The following is a 20,511-nucleotide window of genomic DNA, read 5'->3' as shown; positions in this document are numbered from 1 at the left end:
GTCGTGCAGGGTACGGCCGTTGCCGACCGTCGACCCGCTCAGCCGTACGCCAGCTCGATCGCCATCCCCAGCGCCTCGTCGAACATCGCCTCGGTCAGCCGGCCGGTGAAGGTGTTCTGCTGGCTGACGTGGTAGCTGCCCACCAGCGTCAGCCCCTCCACCTCGGCGACGGCACCGTGCCCGAACTGTGGCTTCGGGCGCGGCTTGCCGAGGAACATCCAGGCGCCGTCCCACGCGAACCGGCCGAGGCACAGGATCACCTCGGGCTGCAGCAGGCGCATCTCGTCGGCGAGGTACGGCGCGCACTCGTCGCGTTCTGCAGCCGTCGGCTTGTTGGCCGGCGGGGCGCACTTGACAGGGGAGGTGATCCACACCCGGTCCAGCTCCAGCCCGTCGTCGATGCTGACCGACTCGGGCTGGTTGGCCAGGCCCGCCCGATGCAGCGCCGCGTACAGGAAATCCCCCGAACGATCACCGGTGAACATGCGGCCGGTTCGGTTGGCGCCGTGTGCCGCCGGGGCCAGGCCGAGGACCAGCAGCTTGGCGGCTGGATCGCCGAACCCGGGCACACCCCTCGCCCAGTAGTCCTCGTCGGCGAAGGCCTTGCGCTTGACGCGACCGACCTCCTCCCGCCACTCCACCAGCCTCGGGCAGGCACGGCAGGTCGACACCGCCGCGCCGACCTCGGCAAGGGAGGCATGGGCGGGTGGGGCGTCCTTGGGTGCGGGGTGGTCAGACGGGGTCACGGGTGCGGCCGCCCGCTGCGGTTCGCAGGAAGATCCATGCGCCGTAGGCAAGCACGAGCAGCGAGAACACGCCGCACACGCCACCCCACAACCAGTACGGGCCCAGCAGGGCGTCGGCGATCGAAGCCGAGTCGCTCCGGCCCACCCCGGCGCCGGTCGCTGCCGTCCGCGCGAACAGGTACTCCGACCGGGAGAAGACCGACAGGCCGAGCTGCACCGAGAGGAACACCAGCCACAGCTGCGACCAGTGGTGCTGCTTGATCCCCAGGGCGATGGCAAGGGAGACACCGGAGAGGCCCAGCGCGATCGCCCAGCCGACGAGGCTGCGCACCCAGAACGCGGCGGTGAGGATGCCGAGGATCCCGCCGATCAGCAGGAACCACCTGGCCCACAACCCCTTGCGACCGAACGTGAACCCGACGGCGGCGGCCACTGCCGGGCCGACCAACCCGCCTGCCGAGACGACCGCGCGGGCAACACGCCCGCCGCTGGTCGCCGTCAGCGCCACCCCCGAGCCGTCGCCGAAGATCCGCAGGCTCTCGAAGCTGCCGCCGACGAGGATGGCAGCCAGCCCATGGCCCATCTCGTGGACGTAGGTGGAGATCAGCAGAAGCGGGTAACCGACGATGTCGCCGCCCGGGACGACGTAGAGCACCGCGGTGATGACCAGTGACGCCAGCAACGTGCGTCGCGCCTGTGCCCCGGCGACCTCCTCGGACGCCTGCGGGAGCCCCCGCCCCGGAAGGGGGGCGTCAGCCATCGGGGAGGACTCGGACCATCACGATCGTGATGTTGTCCGGCCCCCCGGCCTCTCTGGCTGCGGTGATGACACCCTCGACGGCGTCCATCAGCGGCTTGTCGTGCACGATGCGTTCCAGCTCGGCGTCGTCGATGACCCCGTGCACCCCGTCGCTGACCAGGACCAGCTCGTCGCCGACCTGCAGGTCGACGTGCTCGCCGGCCTCCACGCCCACCTCCTCGGCCTGTCCGAGCGCCTTGAGGATCACCGATCGCTTCGGGTGGGTCCGCGCCTCCTCCTCGGTGATGACGCCCGCCTCGATGAGCGCGCCGACGTAGGAGTGGTCCGGCGTGACCCGTCGCATCGGGGCATCGCCCCGTTTGAGGTAGGCGCGCGTGTCCCCGACCTGGGCAAGCAGCATCGTGTCGCCGTGCAGCAGCCCGGCGGTGACGGTGGTGCCCATTCCCTCGCGTTCGGGTTCGTTGACGGCCCGCTGGTGGATGCGCTTGTTGGCCGCCTCGATGCTGTTGACCAGCGCGGCGTAGGCGTCGTCGGCCGTGGCGAAGGTCTGGATGTCCAGCCCGTCCATCTCCGCCACGAGCATCGACGACGCCACGTCGCCCGCGTTGTGGCCACCCAGCCCGTCGGCGACGACGAACAGGCGCTCGCCGACGAGGGCACGGTCCTCGTTTCGTTCTCGGACCAGGCCTACATCTGTGCGACCGAATGCCTGAATCTTCACGTGGCTCCATTGTGTACCGCACCGGGACGTTCGATGGGCGACTTGTCACCGTTTGGTCGCCCTCCGCGACCGCCGCGGATGTCACACGGCACGGCTACGCTGCCTCGGATGCGCCCTTCGTCGGACCGGATCTCCGCCCTGCGGAGGATGGCAGCCCCGGACCTGGCCGCCCTGCTCGGGCGGGTGCCTGCCCTTGCCGAGTCGCTGGACGGCACCGGTCCGCTGGCCCCCGGCAGCGACTACGACCTCGGACCGCTCGTCACCCGCTCCGACCGGACGTTGACCCACCTGGCCGTCCTGATGGCCTCCCCGAGGGGGGTGACGACCACCATCGGGTCGCTCAACCGCCTGGAACGCCAGCTGCTGCTCGTCGCCGCGCTCAACGACGGCGCCGTCGAACGCGAGCAGGTCGTCGCCGAGGCCGGCAACCATCGCGAGCTCGACCGGGCACAGGCCGCCCTGGCCCACCTCCTGCTGGCCCACCCCGCCTACGACGAGGGCGAGTGGCTGGTCCTGCGTCCGGGGGTGCTGCGCTACGTCCCGTTCCCCGGCATCCGCATGTACGACGCGCTGCAGTCGCTGTCGGGCTCGGACCTCGACCTGCTGCTGCAGCGCCTCGGCGTGGTCGACGACCTGCCCTACCGCCACGAGGACCGGCGACGGCTGATCGGTCGGATGATGCGTCGACGCGAGGTGGCACAGGGGATCCGCGACGAGCTCGACCCCGACGCCCAACGGGTGCTCGACGTCCTCGTCGAGCACGGCAGCCAGCGGGTCGCCGACCTCGGCCTGCCCCCGTTCGACCCGTGGGACCGTCGGGGTGGACCGCTGCACGAGGTCGTCCAGCGCGGCATGGCCGGCGTCGACACGGCCAAGCAGCGGGCCCACGCCTGGCTCGACGTCGCCTACGGGCTGCGCGAGCGCATGTTCGACGACTGGCCGTTGTCGCCTCCGCCGGTCCAGCCCCAGCCGCTGCACGACCCCGGCCCCCGCACCCCGACGGTGCTGCGCCGGCTGCAGATGCTGCTGGAGCTGTGGGCCGGCGAACCCGCCCCGGGCCTTGCGTCCGGTGGCCTCGGCGTGCGTCCCATCCGGGCTGCGGCCAAGGGGTTCGGGGTCACGCCGGAGTCCATCGGCCTGCTCGCCCACCTCGCCATCGACCTCGGCCTGCTGGGGCAGACCGAGGAGGGGGAGTGGGCCCCGACCCCCGCGCTGCCCGGCTTCCTGGCGCGTCCGCCCGCACAGCAGTGGTCGGCCCTCGTCACCGCCTACCGCCAGGCGTCGACCTTCGACGAACACGAGGGCCTGCCGACCCGGTGGACGGGGGAGATGGTCTGGCCGCCACCGATGGCGCAGCGACGGGTCGTCCTCGACGTGCTGTCCACGCTCGAGGAGGGCACCGGCGTCGACGACGAGACGCTGGTGGAGCTGTGCGACTGGCGCTCGCCCGAGGCGCTCGGCCGCCACGGCGCCGAGCAGATCATCGCCGCCCTCCGCGTCCTCGACCTCGTCCCCTCCACCGGTGCGGTGGGCCTGACCGCCGCCGCCCGGGCGCTGTGGGACGGCGGGGTCGAGGCCGCGGCACGGGCCCTCGGCCCGGTCGCCGAACAGATCGTCGTGCAGGCCGACCACAGCGTCTTCGCCCCGCCCGGCCTGTCCCCGCGGGTGGCCGGTCAGCTGGGCGCCATCGCCGAGCTCGAGTCCGACGCCGGCGCACAGATCTGGCGCATCACGCCGAAGAAGGTGGCCGAGGCGCTGGCGGACGGTCGTACCCGCGACGAGATCGTGACGTTCCTGACCGAGACGTCCAGCGTGCCCCCGCCCGGCAACGTGCTGGTCACCATCGACGACGTGGCCGCCCGCCACGGTCGCGTGCGGGCCGGGGTCGTCGGGTCCTACCTGCGTGGGGACGATCCGGCGGACGTCGCGGCTGCCGCGGCGGTCTCGACCGCCAAGCTGCGGGTGCTCGCACCGACCGTCGCCGTCAGCCCGCTGTCGCGGGAGGCGATGATCAAGGCCCTGCGGACCCGCGGCATCATCGCGGTGGCCGAGGACGGCGACGGTGCGCTGGTCCCCCCGCGCCGCACCAGCGGGGTGGCGCTGGACGACACCGGGCTGCCGCCCGAGGTCGACCGGGGCGCCACCCCCGACACGATGGCGCTGGCCGAGGAGCTGCTGGCAGCCGAGGGGGCGTCCCGATGAGCCTGCTCGGTGGGCAGGCACCGGCCATGCCCGACCCGACCAACCCGCTGATCGTGCAGGCCGACCTGACGGTGCTGCTGGAGACGGCCGCGCCCCGGGCCGCCGAGGCCCGTGGGGCCCTGTCCCGCTTCGCCGAGCTCGACAAGGCGCCCGAGCACATCCAGACCTACCGGATCACCCCGCTGACGCTGTGGAACGCCGCGGCGTCCGGGCTGACGGCCAGCGACGCCACGACGACCCTGACGAGCTTCGCCAAGTATCCGGTGCCACCGGCGGTGCTGACGGAGGTCGCCGAGCAGATCAGCCGCTACGGCCGGCTTCGGCTCGTGCGTGACTTCGACTCCGGCGGACTGGCCATCACCACCGACGAACCGTCGTTGCTGGACACCCTCGTCGCCCACGACCGGGTGGCGCCGCTGGTCGGCGACCGGCTGGACGGCAACCGCTTCGCCGTGCGCATCGGCGACCGTGGGGCGCTGAAGCAGGCGCTGGTGACCCTGGGCTGGCCGCCGTCCGACGAGGCCGGCTACGACGACGGCGCACAGCTGCCGATCGACCTGACCTGCGAACCGCGGCCGTACCAGGGAGATGCGGTGGCCTCCTGGTGGGCCGACGGGTCCGCCGCCGGCGGCAACGGCGTGCTCGTGCTGCCGTGCGGGGCGGGCAAGACCATCATCGGCCTGGCCGCGATGGTGCAGGCCGGCACCAAGACGCTGGTCATCGCGACGTCGGTGATGGCGGCCCGCCAGTGGATCAACGAGGCGATCGACAAGACCGACCTGACCGCCGACCAGGTGGGGGAGTACTCCGGCGAGACCAAGGACGTCAAGCCGCTGACCGTCGCGACCTACCAGATCCTCACCTGGCGCCAGCCCGGGGTGGCCGAGGACGCCGACGAGGAGCTGGCCCACCCACACCTGTCGTTGTTCAACCGCGAGCCGTGGGGCCTGGTCGTCTACGACGAGGTCCACCTGCTGCCCGCCCCGGTGTTCCGCGCCACGTCGCGGATCCAGGCGATCCGCCGGCTGGGCCTGACCGCGACGCTGGTCCGCGAGGACGGCCGCGAGGAGGACGTCTTCTCCCTCATCGGCCCCAAGCGGTACGACGCGCCGTGGAAGGTGCTCGAGGCGCAGGGCTGGATCGCCCCGGCGACCTGCACCGAGGTCCGGGTCGACCTGCCCGAGGACCTGCGGATGGCCTACGCGACGGCCAAGCCGCAGCAGCGGTACCGGCTGGCGGCCACGGCGCCGGCGAAGCTGAAGGCGGTCGACCGGCTGGTGCAGCGCCATCGCGGCGACCGGATCCTGGTCATCGGGCAGTACCTGGACCAGCTCAAGCAGGTCGCCCATCACCTCGACGCGCCGCTCATCACCGGCCAGACCTCCCAGACCGTCCGGGAGGAACGGTTCAACGCCTTCCGGGACGGCGACCTGGAGCTGCTGGTCGTGTCGAAGATCGCCAACTTCTCCATCGACCTGCCCGAGGCCAACGTGGCCATCCAGATCTCGGGTGCGTTCGGGTCGCGGCAGGAGGAGGCGCAGCGCCTCGGCCGGATCATCCGTCCCAAGGCCAACGGCGGGCAGGCCAGCTTCTACACGGTCGTGGCGCGCGAGACGATCGACGCCACGTTCGCCGCCAACCGCCAGCGGTTCCTCACCGAGCAGGGCTACGCCTACGACATCACCGACCTCGCGGGGTTGTAGGCCCGGAGGTGCGGGCCCGGCCCGCTCGGTGGTCGGTCTGGCCGTTGTCGTGGGTGCCCCCTGCGTGTGGTCGGTGTGGTCGGCCGTCCCGGGCGGTGTGGTCGGCGCGGTCGACCCTCCCGGGCGGTGTGGTCGGCGTGGTCGGGCGGTGTGTGCATTGCCCACCTTCCGGCGCAGTCCATGCCGCCCACCCTGGCCGGGCGTGTGCCCTGCCCGCCCGCTGGGGGCGTGCATCGCGCACGGTGGCCGGGGATGGGTGCGTTGCCCACCCGCCGGGGCCGTCCATGCCACACGCCGGGGTGGCTCGGTTGGGTGACTGTGGTCACTTTGGCCTAGGTTGCGCCCATGAAGATCACAGAGCTGTTCAGGGTCGAGGGCAAGGTCGCGGTCGTCACCGGCGGGTCGCGCGGGATCGGGAGGATGATCGCCGAGGGCCTCGTGTCCAACGGCGTGAAGGTCTACATCACGGCGCGCAAGGCCGAGGCGTGCGACGCCACGGCGGCGGAGCTGAGCGAGATCGGGGAGTGCATCTCCATCCCCGGCGACATGTCGACCGAGGAAGGCGTCACTGCCTTCGCGGCCGCGGTGTCGGCGCGCGAGGACCGTCTGGACATCCTGGTCAACAACGCCGGGGCCGTGTGGGGCGCGCCGATCGGGGAGTTCCCCGAGGAGGGCTTCGACAAGGTGCTGGCCATCAACGTCAAGGCGCCGTTCATGCTGACCCAGGCGCTGCTGCCGCTGCTGAAGGCGTCGGGGTCGGCGGAGGACCCCGCCCGCGTCATCAACATCGGGTCGATCGACGGCCGACGGGTGCCGGACACGCCCAACTACTCCTACTCCGCCTCCAAGGCCGGCATCCACATGCTGACCCGCCACATGGCCCACCACCTGGTCCACGAGGACATCACCTTCAACGCCATCGCGCCGGGCCCGTTCGAGTCGAAGATGATGGCCTACGCACTCGATGACCCCGAGACCCGGAAGGTGATCGAGGGTGTGGTGCCGCGCGGCCGGATCGGCTCCCCCGAGGACGTGGCGGGGACGGTGCTGTACCTCTCCTCCCGTGCCGGGGCGTACCTGACCGGCGCGATCATCCCCGTCGACGGCGGCATCTCCACCCACGGCTCCGGCTGACCCCACCCGGCGGCCGCCCGCGGTGTCGGCCGCCCGCGGTGTCGGCCGGGCCGGTGTGTCGGCCGGGCGGGCGGTGTCGGCCGGGCCGGCGTGTGCGATCCACACCCCCCTGGGCAGGGGATCACACACACCCTCGGCCACCGTGTGCGATGGCCGCCCGCAGGGGTGGGGGATGCCACACGAGGGCGGAGGGTGTGCGGCATGCCCGCCCGGAAGGGGAGGGCAACGCACACGCCAGAGGAGGGGAGGGGGCGCACAGGACCGAGGGTGGTGTGGCATGCCCGCCGGCAGCGGTGGGGGAACGCACGCGCCAGGGGGAGGGGGGGCGCTGGGGGAGGCGTGGTCAGCCCGTGGAGGGGGCGCTGGGGGGAGGTGTGGTCAGCCCGTGGAGGGGGCGCTGGGGGAGGTGTGGTCAGCCGGTGGAGGGGGTGCAGGCCAGCGCGCTGACCAGCAGCTCGGCGGCGGCGACGTGCACGTCGGCATCCGTCGAGTCGAGCATCAGCGTGTAGCCGGTGTCGCCGCAGTCGAACGCCGTCACGGGCAGGCCGTCGGCCTCCACGTAGCGGGCGACGCCGTCGGCCACGGGCACCTCCACCCCCTCGGTGAGGAGTGACCCGCCGACCAGCGAGGGGCCGGCGAAGACGTACACCTCGGGGCCGCTGTCCCACTCGAACCCGGTGGAGGCGCCGGACCCGCCGTGGGACGGCTCGCCGCAGCACTGCACCAGGCCGAGCGCATCGATGGCCGCCCCCACCCTCGCCTCGCGGATGGACTGCCACCGCTCGATCGTGGAGCCGTCGTCGGCGGTGAACGACGTCGGCACCCCGGGCGGACGGGGCTGGCATCCCGCCGCCAAGGGGAAGGCCGCGACCGAGTCCGGGTCGCTGCCGCCGGCGCCCGGTCCCGTCGTGGTGACCGACGCGTCCCCGCAGGTGAAGGCGAGCATCCCGCTGTCGTCCAGCACCGCGGCCTCCCCGTCGGCCAGCGGCACGATCTCCGTGTCGCCGTCGACCACCCAGCCCGGATCGACCCCCTCGTGGGCCACGCTGACCCACACCGCCGACGTACCGACGCCGGGAGGGGTGTACGTCACGGTCGTGCTGACCTCGTCAACGGTCCGTTCGCCCAGCGCCAGGCCCCCGGCTTCGACGGCCGCGAACAGCCCGGCGGCCACGGGTTGCTCGCCCGTGGCAACCGCCGGGTCCTCCGCCCCGGTCTCGACCGTCGAGGGGGTCGGGGAGGGCACGGGGGTCGAGGAGGCCGGGGTGGCGGGTCCTCCCGGCCCGGGTGTGGCGGCGGCAGTCGCCGCAACGCTGTCCGGATCGCCGTCCGGGCTGTCGATGGCCGCGTCACCGCCCGTGGTCCGCAGCCCGCTGACCACCCCCACCGCGACGAGCACGACGACGCTGGCCATCAGCGCGACCGTCGCGCGACGCTGCCGCCGCTGCGACGACGCCACCCGGGCGCGGACGTCCTCGACCCCGAACGACGGATCCGACGGGTCGACGGCGCGGTGGAGCAGGTCGGTCAGGTCAGGCATCGGTCGCCACCTCGGCTGGTCGGGCCGGGCCGGGCTCGTCCACGACGAGGCCCGAGCGGCGGAGCGCGGTGATGGCCTGGCTGGTCAACGACTTGACCGTCCCCTCCGCGCAGGCCATGACGTCGGCGGTCTCGGCCACGGTCAGCTGGGCGTAGAAGCGGGCCAGCACCACCTCGCGCTGCCGTGGGGTCAGCTCGGCCACCGCCGCGCGCACCGCAACCGCGTCCGCCGAGTCATGGTCGACGACGACCCGCGAGGCCATCGAGGACACCCGGGCGTTGGCTCGCCGCTCGGCCTGCCGTCGACGGAACCCCGACCGTGCCAGGTTGAAGGCGCACCGGTAGGTCCACGCCCGTGGATGGTCCAGCTGCCCCCACCGCTGCCAGGCGCGGACCAACGCCTCCTGGGCCAGCTCCTCCGCCGTGGCTCGCTGGCCGACGTACAGCTCGAGCGTGCCCACCAGCGGGCCGCGCACGTCGGCGCAGAACGCCTCCGGCGTGGCCCAGCCCCCTTGCTCGTGTCGTGTCATCTCACCCCTTGGGACGCACGAGCGGCCCGGTCGGTTCAGACCGGGTAATGACGACCTACTTGATGGCCTTCCTGCCCGCGTCGGTCAGCCGCAGGTCGTGCGTCAGGTAGCCGGCCGTGAACAACGTGTTCACGAGGTCGTAGGCCTCCATGAACGTCAGGCGTGCCTCGATCGCGGCCGCCTGCACCGTGGGGACCTCGTGCCGTTCCTCGATGCGCCCGAAGGCCTGCAGGAGGAGCTTGTCGTGATCCGTCGTCGTACCAGTCATCGACGGCAGGATACGCGACCGTGTGCCCAACCAACGAGGCGAGGCCGCCCCGTCATCAGCTTTCGCTGGGCGCGTCGACGATGAGGCCGAGCTTGCGCGCGCACTGCGGCCACGCCTCCCAGCCCTGGATCTGCCACAGCAGGGTCCCGCGGTAGATCTGCTCCTCGCGGGTGTGCTCGTGGGGCAGGCCGGTCCCGCCGACCCACGCCCACGACTCGGGCAGGAACTGGATGCCGCCGTAGTAGCCGTTGCCGGTGTTGATGTGCCAGTCGCCGGAGGACTCGCACATCGCCAGGTGGTCCCACACGTTCTCCGGGGTGATCCCGGCGGGCGGCACGATCGTCTGGCTGTTCGGCAGGCGCGGGTCGGGGACCTCCTCCGCCTCCAGCCCGGCGTCCTCCAGCGCCTCCACGGTCGCCGTCGGGCTGGCCTCGTCCTCGAGCCCCACGAGCAGCCGGGCGGACGCCCCGGTCACCGGTAGCGTCGACAGCTGGTCGGCGTGCACGATGGCGTCGGCCACCGGCGGTGTGCCGTTGGTCGCGAACGCCCCGACCCGGATCGGCGTCTGCACCGCGCCGACGCCGAGCATCGACCCGAGCTCCACCTCGTGGACCGTGCCGAACTCGTGGGTCACCGCGACGTCACCGGCCTCGATGCGGCTCCACAGCGGTTCGTGGTCGGCGGTGGCCTCCGGGGTGAAGGGGCGGAACTCGTCGGGGTCGACCCCGGCCACGTCCGCCTCGACGCCGCCCAACGTGGTCGTCACCAGCTGCACTCGCGCGACGTGGACGACCCCGTCCAGGCCGTCGAGGACCTCGCGGGCGACGGCCTCGGAGGTGTCGTCGACGGCTACCGTCACGGCGGCCCGGGTCGTGGAGTCGACCGGCACGAACGGCTCGTCCGCCGCCCCGACGACCGTCTGCATCGTGGCGACGGGCACCGGGGTGCCGACCGGTTCGGGGGTGGCACGGACCGCCTCGGGCACCACGGGCGGTGCCGCGACCTCGGTGGGCTCCGGCCGGTCCACCACGACCACGGCCTTGTCGGCCGCGGCGGTGTCGTCGGCACGGCGTGCCTCGGCCGTCGAGCCGCCCACCGCGAGCAGCACGACGATCACCGACGCCAGGGCGGACCGCACTGCCGGCCGCGGCGCCTCGAGGGCATCACGCACGCGAGCCACGGTACCGCTCACCCACGGCGACAAGCGGACGAGGGTGCGACCGGGGGGTGCTGCGCTACGCTCGCGTGCTTCCCTCCCACCGGGGGGAGGCATCCCGCCGAAGCCGAGCCAACCCATGTCCTCCACGTCGTCGTCGCCACTGCGACGCCTCCTCCGCCGCCCGCTGTTCCGCCGCTGGGCGGTCGTCAACCTGCTCGCACGCCTGCCGATGACGATGAACCTGCTGGCGCTCGTGCTGGTCGGCGAGGCCGTCACCGGCTCGCTGGCCAACGGTGCGTCGCTGGCCGGCATCGCCACCGTCTCCGCCGGACTCGCCGCCCAGTGGCGTGGTCGCATGCTCGACCGCGTCGAGCTGCGTGACGGGCTGCGGCGCCATCTCGGGCTGTCGGCCATCACCGTCCTCGCCCTCCTCGGCGCGGCCGCAGCGGATGCCCCGTTCGCCGTCCTCGCGGTGCTGGTGGCCGTCCAGGGTGTGGCCTCGGCCGCGATCCTCGGGGCCTTCCGGACGTTGCTGGTCGAGTGCGTGCCCAAGGAGGACCTCGAGCCGGCCAACGCCCTCGACGCGGTCTTCGTCGAGGTCGCCTTCGTCGCCGGCCCCGCGGTCGCCGGTGTCCTCGCGCTGGCCGTCGGCCCGCTCGGCGTGCTGGTCACCATGGTCACCTCCTTCGTCGTGGCCGCGCTGATGCTCGGTGGCCTGCCCACCCGCGAACCAGCCGAACCCGGGGCCACGCGCGGCCCGGCACCGCTGCGCACCCGTGGCGCCACCGCCGTCTACGCGCTGGTCTTCGCCACCGGCCTGCCGCTCGGGGCGTGGGAGGCCACGATCCCGGCCCGGATCGAGGCGTTCGGCATGGACCCCGCCAGCGCCGGCCCGCTGATGGCGCTCGCCGCCCTCGGCAGCGGGATCGCCGGGCTCGCCGCAGCCAACCTGCGGGATCCGCTGCGCTACGGCCGCCTGATGGCCAGCGCCCTGCTCGTCGCGTTCGGCCTCCTGATCCTGCCGACCGCCCACGCCACCTCGCTGCCCCTCCTCGGCCTGGCGATCTTCGGGTTCGGCCTGCCGATCGCCCCGCTCAACGCCCTGGCGGGCCTGGCCTTCCAGCGGACCGTCGCCACCCCCCGGCGTGCCGAGGGCTTCGCCCTGTACCCGGCGATGATCCTCATCGGTGCGGGCATCGGACAGACCGTCGCCGGGCTGCTGCTGGACCGTGTCGGCGCCGCGTCGCTCATCCGCATGCTCGCGGTGGTCCCGATCCTCGTCGCCGTCCCCGTCCTGGGTGCCGCGCTGCGACGCCGGTTGGCCGGCCTGCCGCCGGGCGTCGGCTTCGGCCACGACCCGACGATCGTGGATCCCGACAGCTGGCTCGTGGCTTCCCCGGAGGCCCACGTCGACGCCTCGGACACGGTTGCCGGCCACCGCACCGCACCGGTTGCGCCACGGGCCGACTCGAGAGAAAACCTGGATTCCGCGCAACCCTCGTGACGCACGGCACGTCTGAGGTTGGCGCCTGTCCACAGCACGGGGGCATCACCCCTCGTGGACAGGTCCACGCTGACCCCAGCCATCAAGGATCCGACCGTGAGCCACGCCACTGCCGTCCCGCGTCCGACCCGTCCCGCACCACGACGGCCATCGGCACTCCGAACGGCAGGGTTCGCGGCGGTGGTCCTGGCGCTGCTGCTCCCGCTGCTGACGGCCATCCCCTCGGCCGCGCAGGACGGCAGCAGCGCCTTCGATGGCGACCCCGCGACCACCGAGCGCATCCTCGCCGGGGACCCGGCAGCCGCAGCGCTGGAGGTGTCGCGGACCCGGTTCGCCGCCGCGGGGAGCGACGGCCGTCAGGCCAGCCACGCAGTCGTGGCGACCACCGATGCCTTCGCCGACTCCCTCGCGGGCGCTGCCCTGACCTCCGAGGGTCCACTCCTGCTGACCGGCCCCGACCGCCTCGCCGGCGCCACCGCCGCCGAGCTGGACCGCGTCCTGGCCGACGGCAGCACCGTCTACGTCCTGGGCGGCGAGGCGGCGCTGTCGCCCGCCGTGGCCGACGGCATCACCGCCCTGGGGCTCGTCGTCGTCCGCCTGGCGGGCACGACCCGCGTCGAGACGGCCCTGGCGGTCGCCGACGAGGTCCGTCGCCTCACCCCCTCCTCGGTGGTCCTCCTCGCCCGTTCCGAGGGTGCCGAGGGCAACCCGACCAGCGCCTGGGCCGACTCGATGACCGGTGGCAGCCTGGCCGCCGCCGCCCGGGTCCCGATCGTCGTCACCCCGACCGACGGGATGCACCCGGCCGTCGCCACGTGGCTGGAGGCCGTCCAGCCCGACCGCACCGTCCTGCTCGGTGGTGACGCCGCGCTGGCCGAGGCCGTCGAGGACGCCGCCCCGAACGCCGAACGGCTGCACGGCCCCGAGCGGACCGCCACCGCCGCCGCGATCGCCGGCTCGGACCTGTGGCCTATCAGCAGCACCCGCCGCTACGTCGTGCTCGACGGTGGCCGGGCCGACGGGTGGGCCTACGGCCTGTCCGGCGCCGGCATCGCCGCCGACGCCAGCGCCCCGCCGCTGATGGTCGTCGGCAACGTCAGCCCGTCGACCCGGCGCGAGGTGTCCACGTGTGGTCCGGCCGCCGTCGACCTCGTCCTCGTCGGGGACGAGACCATCATCGACGCCGCGATCGAGCAGGCGCTCACCACCTTCGACGGGCAGGCCTGCGCCAACGCGTTCACCAGGCTCGACCCCTTCGACTCGTGCACCGCGACGCTGGACTTCTTCGTGGCGGAGGGACTGGAGCGGGTCGGCCCCTACGGCCTGGACGGCTACTGGTACGACGCGCCGTTCCTCGAGGACGTCGCGGTCGGGCAGCCCGTCCCCGCACCCGCGCCTGCCCAGCCCGAGGAGGACAGCGGCGGCGACGCCCCTGCGGCTCCCGCTGCGCCGCAGGAGGGCGCCGACGGTGGTGACGCCAGCGACGACGGCGGGTCGGTCGACGTGTCCGACACCAACGTGCAGGAGGTCGGCGTCGACGAGCCCGACTGGGTCAAGACCAACGGCGACGCCGCGTACGTCAGCAACGGGCGCGAGGTCGAGGTCATGGACCTGACCGCGGGCGAGGCGCCGGTGCACGTCACCTCCCTCGCCGTGCCCGGCGAGGTCTGGGGCCACGACCTGCTGCTCGACGACGACGTCCTGCTGGTGCTCAGCCGTGGCGACGGCTTCGTGTACCCGGTCGACAGCCCACCGGCCGAGACCGACTTCATGCCGCCGTACTACTACCCGGACCCGACCACCCGCATCGCCCGGTACGACGTGTCGACGCCGACCGCGCCGGTGCTGCTGGACGACACCGTCATCGACGGCGACTACCGCTCGGCCCGCATGGTCGACGGCACCGTCCGGTTGGTGACCTCCTCCAACCCCTCCGGCCTGCACTTCGTCTACCCCGCCGACGGCAGCCAGGAGGCCCACGACGCCGCGATCGCCCACAACCGCCGGGTGATCGAGGAGTCCACCATCGACCAGTGGCTGCCCAGCGTCGGCGAGGGCGAGGACGCCCGTCCGGCCGTCGACTGCGATGCCGTGTTCGCCCCGCCCGGCTTCTCGGGCATGGCCACGGTGCTGGTGTCCACCATCGACGCCGCCAGCTCCGTCCAGCCGACCTCGTCGGCTGCGGTCCTGGCCAACGCCGAGACCATCTACGCCTCGAAGGACCGTCTGGTCGTCAGCTCCAGCCAGTGGGGGGTCTGGAGCGACGCCCAGCCGGAGGCCGTCACCACCCAGCTGCACAGCTTCGACATCAGCGACCCGGCCGCCACGACCTACGTGGCGTCGGGCGAGGTGCCGGGCTACGTCCTGAACAGCTTCGCCCTCAGCGAGCGCGACGGCTACTACCGGGTGGCCACGACCACCCAGCCGCCGTGGCTCGGGGACCAGGCGCCCGCGACCGACAACGGCGTGACGATCCTCACCGAGGGGGGCAGCGAGCTGTTCGAGACGGGCAGGGTGTTCGGGCTCGGCGAGGGCGAGCGCATCTTCGCCGTCCGGTACCTCGGGGACATCGCCGCGGTCGTGACCTTCGAGCAGATCGACCCGCTGTACCTGGTCGACCTGACCAACCCCCAGGCCCCGCGGGTCACCGGCGAGCTGAAGATCCCCGGCGTGTCGCGGTACCTGCACCCGCTGGACGAGGACCACCTGCTGGGCGTCGGACAGGACGGCGACGACGACGGTCGCCTCACCGGCCTGCAGGTCAGCCTGTTCGACATCTCCGACCGGGCGAACCCGACGCGGGTCGACTCCCTCGAGTTCGGCCCCGGCGACTCGCCCGTGGAGTGGGACCACAAGGCCTTCCTGTTCTGGGCACGCCTCGGGCGAGCGTTCGTGCCGAGCACCCTCTACGGCCCCGACTACTCTGGGTACCGCGGCGGGGTCCAGGCCATCGACGTGTCGACGACCGACCAGACGCTGACGCTGGCGGGCGAGGTCACCCAGCCGACCCAGCAGGGTGGGTACAGCCCGGCGCCCGACCGGACGTTCGTGGCCGACGGGACGCTGTACACGGTGTCCTACCGCGGCCTGTCCGCCCACGACGTCTCCAGCCTGGCCGACCTCGGCTTCGCGGAGTTCCCCGGCACCCAGGACGAGTGCTGCGTGGTCATCGACTGACGTCGACCGCCATCGGTCCCCGCTGACGGGGGACGGGGGAGGGCCACGGGCCCTCCCCCGGTGGTCGGTGGCGGTAGCATCCCGGCCCGCCGACCGATCAGGGAGAGGGCCGACCGACCATGGCCGAGGACACGTTCGACCGCACCCGCTCACGGGCGTTCTCGCAGCGCCTGATGTCGATGTACGGCGAGGCGATGTTGACCAACGCCATCGCCCTGGGCGCCCGCACCGGCCTGACGGCGGCGTTCGCCGAGGCGCCGGGGACGTCGGCGGAGATCGCCGCCCGGGCGGGCATGCACGAGCGGTACGTGCGCGAGTGGCTGCACGCCCTCGTCGTCGGCGGCGTCGCCGAGCACGCCGACGGGACGTTCTCCCTCCCTCCCGAACACGCCATCTCCCTCACCGGGGACAGCTTCCTCAACACCACGGCCATCGCGGCCATGGCCGCCGCGGCAGGCGGCAACCTGGACGGCCTTGCCCACGCGTTCACGACCGGCGAGGGCACCCCGTTCCACGACCAGGCCGGCGACATGCCGGCGATGATGGACCGGCTCAGCCGGGCCAGGTACGAGACGTTCCTGATCGACAGCTACCTGGGGCAGGTGGACGGGCTGGCCCAGGACCTGGACGCCGGCATCAGGGTGGCCGACATCGGGTGCGGGACGGGCCGGGTCGCCCTGCTGATCGCCACGGCGTTCCCCGACAGCCGGGTCACCGGCATCGACCTGTCCGCCCCGTCGATCGCCACGGCACGCGCAGCCGCCCGGGACGAGGGCGTCGACAACGTGACCTTCGTCGAGGGGAGGATCGACCAGCTCGACGGCCCCCAGGACCTGATCACGGCCTTCGATGTCATCCACGACCTCGGGCACCCAGCCGAGGCGGTCGCCCACGTGCGGTCCTGCCTCGCCGACGGCGGCCGGTTCGTCATGTGCGACAGCGCCGCCCCGGCGTCGCTGGATGCGCAGGCCGAGCTGCCGTGGGCGCCGATGATGTACGGCCTGTCGATGTTCGGCTGCGTCGGTACCGCCCGGTCCCAGGGAGGGGAGGGACTGGGCAACATGTGGGGGCAGGACGCCGCCGTTGCGCTGCTGCGGGATGCCGGTTTCGGCGACGTCGAGGTGCTGCCGGCCAAGGGCGACCCCATGAACGCCATCTACGTCGCCACCGGCTGACCGGGGCGACGACCGCGGGCTACCGGCTGCGGGACCGCTTCTCTGCGTACATGGATGCGTCGGCCCGTTCCAGCAGTGCGGTCGGCGTGTCGCCCTCCCGGGGGACCGACAGGCCGATGCTCGCCCCCAGCGGATGGGGCAGGCCGGCCAGCGCCCGCCGCAGCTCGGGGATCAGGGCCTTCGCCTGACCCCCACCGTCGGGACCGGCGGTGACGACCACGAACTCGTCGCCGCCGAGGCGGCACACGAGGTCGCGCGGACCCGAGGCCGCACGGAGCGCATCGGCGCAGCCGACCAGGGCCATGTCACCGACCCGGTGGCCGAGGGTGTCGTTGACGGCCTTGAAGCCGTTGAGGTCGAGGTACAGGAGGCCGACGTCGGGGACCACCCCGTCCTCCAGCAGCCCGTCGAGGTGGCGGAACAGGCCGCGACGGTTGCGCAGGCCCGTCAGCGAGTCGTGGATCAGGTGGAACGCCGCCCGTGCCTGCTGCAGGCGCCGGCGGGTCACGTCGCGCCCGACCGACATGAACCCCAGCAGCTCGTCACCGTCGAAGATCGCCTGGTCGGACCACTCGTGCCACGACGGTGCACCGGTGACCGTCCGGGTCTCGTGCTCGTTGCGGCGGGTGGGGTGCTCGGGTGTCAGCTGCTGCAGCTCCAGCAGGACCGTCCTGATGACGTCGCGCTCCTCCGACGGCGACAGGTCCACGAACGACCGGCCGATGACCTGCTCGGCGGGCAGGCCGTGGAAGTCGAGGTAGGCCTGGTTGGCGTAGTTGATCGTCCCGTCGACGCGGGTGCGGAAGACCATGTCCGGGAGGTCGTCCACGATGGCCTTGAGGGACAGCTGCTGCCAGAGGGCGTTGGAGTGGTCAGGCATCGATGCGCACCTCCTTGGTGCCGTGCTTGTGCACGAACATCTGGCGGTCCGCCTCGGCGATCAGCTGGGCCCACGACTCGCCGTACCGGGGGCTGGCCAGTCCGACCGACACCCCGACGGGATGGTCGAGGGTGTTCAGCGCCCGCATGATCTGGCGGATCCTGGCGATGGGGAGGGATGTCCGGTCGGTGCCGTGGAGGATGAGGACGAACTCGTCCCCGCCGAGCCGGCCGACGGCGTCGTCGGGCCGCACCACACCCTGGAGGACGTCGCCGACCGCGATCAGCGTGGCGTCCCCGACGTGGTGGCCGTGCCGGTCGTTGATCTCCTTGAACCCGTCGAGGTCGAGGTAGATCAACGTCAGCTCGGGGACCTCCTGCTCGGCCACGGCGTAGCATTCCGCCAGGTGCTGCTCGACGCCGTACCTGCTCAGCACCCCGGTGAGGGCGTCGTGGCGGATCTCGTGGGCAAGCTGCGCCTGCTCGATCTGGCGGGCGGTGATGTCACGGCCGGAGGCGATGACGCCGAGCAGCTGTCCGTCGTCGTCGAAGTGTGCCGTGTTGGTCCACTCGACGAACATCGGCTTCCCCCCGGGCCGGACCTCGGTGACGCTGTGCACCGTGCGGTTCTCCGGCGTCACGTCGGTCGCCAGCCGAGCCAGGAAGCGACGGGCAGTCCGGTGATGTTCCTCGGGCAGCAGGTTGACGAAGTCGGTGCCCACCAACGTGCCCGGGGCCGCCCCGTGGATGAGGTCGTGCGCACGGTTGGAGTACAGGAGGGTGCCGTCGGGAAGGAAGCAGACGAGCGGGTCGGCAAGATCGTCGATCACCCTGCGTATCGCGTCGTCCCCCCATTCGTCTTCAGTCAGCACTTCGCTCCACCTGTCCCGCTACGTCAGTTGCTGTTCGTACGAATCGGCGGGACGCAGCGCGACCTGAGCCGTCGGGCATAGGCTGCGCGGGACATGGACGAACCGGCATTCGCCGTCCCGGGGTTCCAGCTGCAGCAGCAGCTGGGGCGAGGGGGATTCGGCGTGGTGTACCTGGCGACGGCGACCCGGTCTGGACAGCCGCTGGCCCTCAAGGTGCTGCACCGCGTGCTGGACGAGGATGCTGTGCACCGCGTGGCCGCGGAGGTGCAGGTCATGGGCACCCTCGCGTGGCACCCGGCAATCGTCGCCATCATCGACGCGGGCGACGTCGACGGCCAGCCGTGGATCGCGATGGAGTACCTGGCTCGCGGGTCGCTCGGGGACCTGATGCGACGGGAGGGCGCGCAGCCCGTCGACATGGTCACCGCCGCCGGCATCCAGGCGGCCACGGGCCTGCAGGTGGCGCACAACGCCGGGCTGCTGCACCGCGACGTGAAGCCCGACAACCTGCTGATCGCCGACGACGGGCAGGTCAAGGTGTCGGACTTCGGGGTGGCGCTGGCGGCAGGGGCCGCGGGACGTCGTCGCGGGACGACGGGGACGATCGCCTACAGCGCCCCCGAGCTGCTGGCCGGCGCCGGCGCATCGACGGCAACGGACATCTACGCGCTGGGTGCCACCCTCTATGCGCTGCTGACCGGCCAGCCCGCCTTCCATCGCGACACCGACGAGTCGCCGGCGGCGATGATGCTGCGAGCCCATCGCGACCCCGTGCCCGACCTCGCCGAGCAGGGGTTCCCCCTGCCCGTCGCCCGGGTGCTCCGCCGCGCGATGGCGAAGGCCCCCACCGACAGGCCGGCCAGGGCCGAGGACCTGGCCCGCGAGCTGCAGTCGGCCCGGCAGGAGCTCGGGCTCGCGGCCGTCCCGGTCGTGACCGCCGGTCGTCCCGCGTCCCCCTCCGCGTCGGGCCTGCCCGCCCCGGCAGCCGGCCTGCCCGACCAGCCACCGGCCGAGGCGCGGCGGAAGGCCCAGCGGCTGCAGCGCATCGTGGGGGGCATCGGTGCAGCTGCGGCAGCGCTGGTGGCCGTGACCTTCGTGGCCACCTCGTCCTTCACCGGGGGCGGTGACCCGGACGTGGGCAGCGACGCCGCCCCGGACGTGCTGCCGACCCAGCTCGGCGAGGCGCCCGACGCGGCGGAGGAGCTGCCGGACCTCCCCCAGACCGGTCCCCAGCCCGGCGACCCCGAGGACGACCCGGGTCAGGACGCGGCCGAGGCGCCGCCGGTGACGGCGACCCTCGAGCCCGCGCCCGCGCCGACCGTTGCCCCGGGCCCCCCTGCGCCGGCGCCACCACCACCGCCGCTGCCCACGACAGGCGACCCGGCCGCCGTCGCGGCCGTCACGTTCGAGGGAACCGCGACCGCGCTGGCCAGCGACGGCGATGTCATCTGGGTGTCGACGGCCACCGAGGTCGTCCGCCTGGCCGACGGGGGCCGGATTGCGACCCCCGTCCCGGACATCTCCGGCCTCGCCGTCAGCGGTGACCTGCTGGCGGTGCGGCTGCCGAACGGGGTCCAGGTCCTCGACGCGACGACGTTGCGGCCCGTCGGCGACGTCGTCCCCGGCGCGGTCGACGTCAGCCCGGCCACCGGCGGGTTCCTCCTGGCCGATCGGCAGGGCCTGGCCCGTTGGGTCGACGGGACGGTCGAGCGGGTCGTGGACCTGCCGGGAGCGACCCAGGTCGACAGCGCCGGGGACACCATCGTCGCCGCCACGACGGACGGCACCGTCGTCAGCGTGCGAGACGGCATCGTCGACCAGCTCGAGCAGGTCAGCGGGACCCCCGTCGAGCTGGTCACCGCCGGTCCCGATCGCGTGGCCGTCCTCACCGGCGACGGCCGGCTGCACGACCTCGTCCCCGGTGGTGCGGTTGTCACCACCGGAGCCACCGACGTCGCCGGGACCACCGACGGGCGGCTGTGGGCCGTGGTCGACGGTCGGCTGCAGCTGATCCGCCTCGACGGTGCCACCGCTGCGGTCGACACCGTCGGCGACGTCACCCGCCTGGCGACGACCGGCGCGGGCGTCGTCGTCGCCGAACCCGACGCCGCGCTGGTGGAGCTGATCCAGTGACGCAGCGGG

Annotated in this window: 16 protein-coding genes; 7 read left to right on the top strand and 9 right to left on the bottom strand. The window is 73.0% G+C overall.

Annotated features, from left to right (window positions below; genetic code table 11):
• Nucleotides 1–38: 38 nt before the first annotated feature.
• From CUC05_RS15320 to CUC05_RS15310, 3 genes are read right to left on the bottom strand one after another with little or no spacing between them, the layout of a single operon-like run.
• Nucleotides 39–746 (bottom strand): uracil-DNA glycosylase, encoded by a 708-nt coding sequence (locus tag CUC05_RS15320; protein WP_205712361.1) that lies wholly within the window; start codon nucleotides 744–746, stop codon nucleotides 39–41.
• Nucleotides 733–1,506 carry a M50 family metallopeptidase gene (locus CUC05_RS15315; RefSeq protein WP_108667001.1) on the bottom strand — a complete coding sequence of 258 codons (774 nt, stop codon included), beginning with the start codon at nucleotides 1,504–1,506 and terminating at the stop codon, nucleotides 733–735. Before CUC05_RS15315 ends, CUC05_RS15320 begins: the two co-directional genes overlap by 14 nt.
• On the bottom strand, nucleotides 1,499–2,227 hold the full coding sequence (locus tag CUC05_RS15310; protein WP_108667000.1) for a PP2C family protein-serine/threonine phosphatase: 729 nt from the start codon (nucleotides 2,225–2,227) through the stop codon (nucleotides 1,499–1,501). The genes CUC05_RS15315 and CUC05_RS15310 overlap by 8 nt, the downstream gene beginning before the upstream one ends.
• 108 nt (nucleotides 2,228–2,335) lie before the next feature.
• Between CUC05_RS15310 and CUC05_RS15305 the strand changes: the two genes are divergently transcribed.
• The 3 genes from CUC05_RS15305 to CUC05_RS15295 all read left to right on the top strand — a co-directional run bounded on the left by CUC05_RS15305 (nucleotide 2,336) and on the right by CUC05_RS15295 (nucleotide 7,266).
• Complete coding sequence (locus CUC05_RS15305; protein WP_157965615.1) at nucleotides 2,336–4,429, top strand: helicase-associated domain-containing protein; 2,094 nt, start codon at nucleotides 2,336–2,338, stop codon at nucleotides 4,427–4,429.
• A complete protein-coding gene (locus CUC05_RS15300) occupies nucleotides 4,426–6,132 on the top strand; it encodes a DNA repair helicase XPB (RefSeq protein WP_205712360.1) in 1,707 nt (568 codons plus the stop codon). The genes CUC05_RS15305 and CUC05_RS15300 overlap by 4 nt, the downstream gene beginning before the upstream one ends.
• Before the next feature lie 351 nt (nucleotides 6,133–6,483).
• Nucleotides 6,484–7,266 (top strand): SDR family oxidoreductase, encoded by a 783-nt coding sequence (locus tag CUC05_RS15295; RefSeq protein WP_420810908.1) that lies wholly within the window; start codon nucleotides 6,484–6,486, stop codon nucleotides 7,264–7,266.
• A gap of 412 nt (nucleotides 7,267–7,678) precedes the next feature.
• Here CUC05_RS15295 and CUC05_RS15290 read toward each other — a convergent pair whose 3' ends face one another.
• Genes CUC05_RS15290 through CUC05_RS25900 form a run of 4 tightly spaced genes read right to left on the bottom strand, consistent with a single transcriptional unit; the run spans nucleotide 7,679 to nucleotide 10,774 of the window.
• Nucleotides 7,679–8,806, bottom strand: a complete 1,128-nt coding sequence (locus CUC05_RS15290) for a hypothetical protein (protein ID WP_108666997.1) — start codon at nucleotides 8,804–8,806, stop codon at nucleotides 7,679–7,681.
• Nucleotides 8,799–9,335 carry an RNA polymerase sigma factor gene (locus CUC05_RS15285; protein ID WP_108666996.1) on the bottom strand — a complete coding sequence of 179 codons (537 nt, stop codon included), beginning with the start codon at nucleotides 9,333–9,335 and terminating at the stop codon, nucleotides 8,799–8,801. Before CUC05_RS15285 ends, CUC05_RS15290 begins: the two co-directional genes overlap by 8 nt.
• Before the next feature lie 55 nt (nucleotides 9,336–9,390).
• Nucleotides 9,391–9,603 (bottom strand): hypothetical protein, encoded by a 213-nt coding sequence (locus CUC05_RS15280; protein WP_108666995.1) that lies wholly within the window; start codon nucleotides 9,601–9,603, stop codon nucleotides 9,391–9,393.
• Nucleotides 9,604–9,658: 55 nt separating this feature from the next.
• Nucleotides 9,659–10,774, bottom strand: coding sequence for a transglycosylase family protein (locus CUC05_RS25900; protein ID WP_276308904.1), 1,116 nt, complete (start codon nucleotides 10,772–10,774; stop codon nucleotides 9,659–9,661).
• A 124-nt stretch (nucleotides 10,775–10,898) separates the two neighbouring features.
• On the opposite strand from CUC05_RS25900, the gene CUC05_RS15270 reads away from it, so the two are divergent.
• The 3 genes from CUC05_RS15270 to CUC05_RS15260 all read left to right on the top strand — a co-directional run bounded on the left by CUC05_RS15270 (nucleotide 10,899) and on the right by CUC05_RS15260 (nucleotide 16,618).
• On the top strand, nucleotides 10,899–12,266 hold the full coding sequence (locus tag CUC05_RS15270; protein WP_108666993.1) for an MFS transporter: 1,368 nt from the start codon (nucleotides 10,899–10,901) through the stop codon (nucleotides 12,264–12,266).
• Nucleotides 12,267–12,362: 96 nt separating this feature from the next.
• The gene (locus CUC05_RS15265) at nucleotides 12,363–15,443 is read left to right on the top strand and encodes a beta-propeller domain-containing protein (RefSeq protein WP_157965614.1); all 3,081 of its coding nucleotides are present in this window, start codon (nucleotides 12,363–12,365) and stop codon (nucleotides 15,441–15,443) included.
• Between the two features lie 119 nt (nucleotides 15,444–15,562).
• Nucleotides 15,563–16,618: a class I SAM-dependent methyltransferase gene (locus CUC05_RS15260; RefSeq protein ID WP_108666991.1), complete on the top strand. Its 1,056-nt coding sequence runs from the start codon at nucleotides 15,563–15,565 to the stop codon at nucleotides 16,616–16,618.
• Between the two features lie 19 nt (nucleotides 16,619–16,637).
• Here CUC05_RS15260 and CUC05_RS15255 read toward each other — a convergent pair whose 3' ends face one another.
• Entirely contained in the window at nucleotides 16,638–17,498 is an 861-nt protein-coding gene (locus CUC05_RS15255) for a GGDEF domain-containing protein (protein WP_108666990.1), read from the bottom strand.
• Nucleotides 17,491–18,327: a GGDEF domain-containing protein gene (locus CUC05_RS15250; protein ID WP_170128025.1), complete on the bottom strand. Its 837-nt coding sequence runs from the start codon at nucleotides 18,325–18,327 to the stop codon at nucleotides 17,491–17,493. Before CUC05_RS15250 ends, CUC05_RS15255 begins: the two co-directional genes overlap by 8 nt.
• A 135-nt stretch (nucleotides 18,328–18,462) precedes the next feature.
• Between CUC05_RS15250 and CUC05_RS15245 the strand changes: the two genes are divergently transcribed.
• A complete protein-coding gene (locus CUC05_RS15245; protein WP_108666988.1) occupies nucleotides 18,463–20,502 on the top strand; it encodes a serine/threonine-protein kinase in 2,040 nt (679 codons plus the stop codon).
• Nucleotides 20,503–20,511 lie beyond the last annotated feature (9 nt).

Source organism: Euzebya rosea, assembly GCF_003073135.1.
GTDB lineage: Bacteria > Actinomycetota > Nitriliruptoria > Euzebyales > Euzebyaceae > Euzebya > Euzebya rosea.
The sequence above is the reverse complement of the archived record's forward strand: the minus strand, read 5'-3'. Positions and strand labels throughout refer to the sequence as shown.

What these genes read in the sequence shown, in the direction of transcription:
- CUC05_RS15285 (WP_108666996.1), bottom strand. Translation starts at nt 9,335, where the DNA reads ATGACACGACACGAGCAAGGGGGCTGGGCCACGCCGGAGGCGTTCTGC.
- CUC05_RS15290 (WP_108666997.1), bottom strand. Translation starts at nt 8,806, where the DNA reads ATGCCTGACCTGACCGACCTGCTCCACCGCGCCGTCGACCCGTCGGAT.
- CUC05_RS15270 (WP_108666993.1), top strand. Translation starts at nt 10,899, where the DNA reads ATGTCCTCCACGTCGTCGTCGCCACTGCGACGCCTCCTCCGCCGCCCG.
- CUC05_RS15300 (WP_205712360.1), top strand. Translation starts at nt 4,426, where the DNA reads ATGAGCCTGCTCGGTGGGCAGGCACCGGCCATGCCCGACCCGACCAAC.
- CUC05_RS15315 (WP_108667001.1), bottom strand. Translation starts at nt 1,506, where the DNA reads ATGGCTGACGCCCCCCTTCCGGGGCGGGGGCTCCCGCAGGCGTCCGAG.
- CUC05_RS15260 (WP_108666991.1), top strand. Translation starts at nt 15,563, where the DNA reads ATGGCCGAGGACACGTTCGACCGCACCCGCTCACGGGCGTTCTCGCAG.
- CUC05_RS15280 (WP_108666995.1), bottom strand. Translation starts at nt 9,603, where the DNA reads ATGACTGGTACGACGACGGATCACGACAAGCTCCTCCTGCAGGCCTTC.
- CUC05_RS15245 (WP_108666988.1), top strand. Translation starts at nt 18,463, where the DNA reads ATGGACGAACCGGCATTCGCCGTCCCGGGGTTCCAGCTGCAGCAGCAG.
- CUC05_RS15255 (WP_108666990.1), bottom strand. Translation starts at nt 17,498, where the DNA reads ATGCCTGACCACTCCAACGCCCTCTGGCAGCAGCTGTCCCTCAAGGCC.
- CUC05_RS15305 (WP_157965615.1), top strand. Translation starts at nt 2,336, where the DNA reads ATGCGCCCTTCGTCGGACCGGATCTCCGCCCTGCGGAGGATGGCAGCC.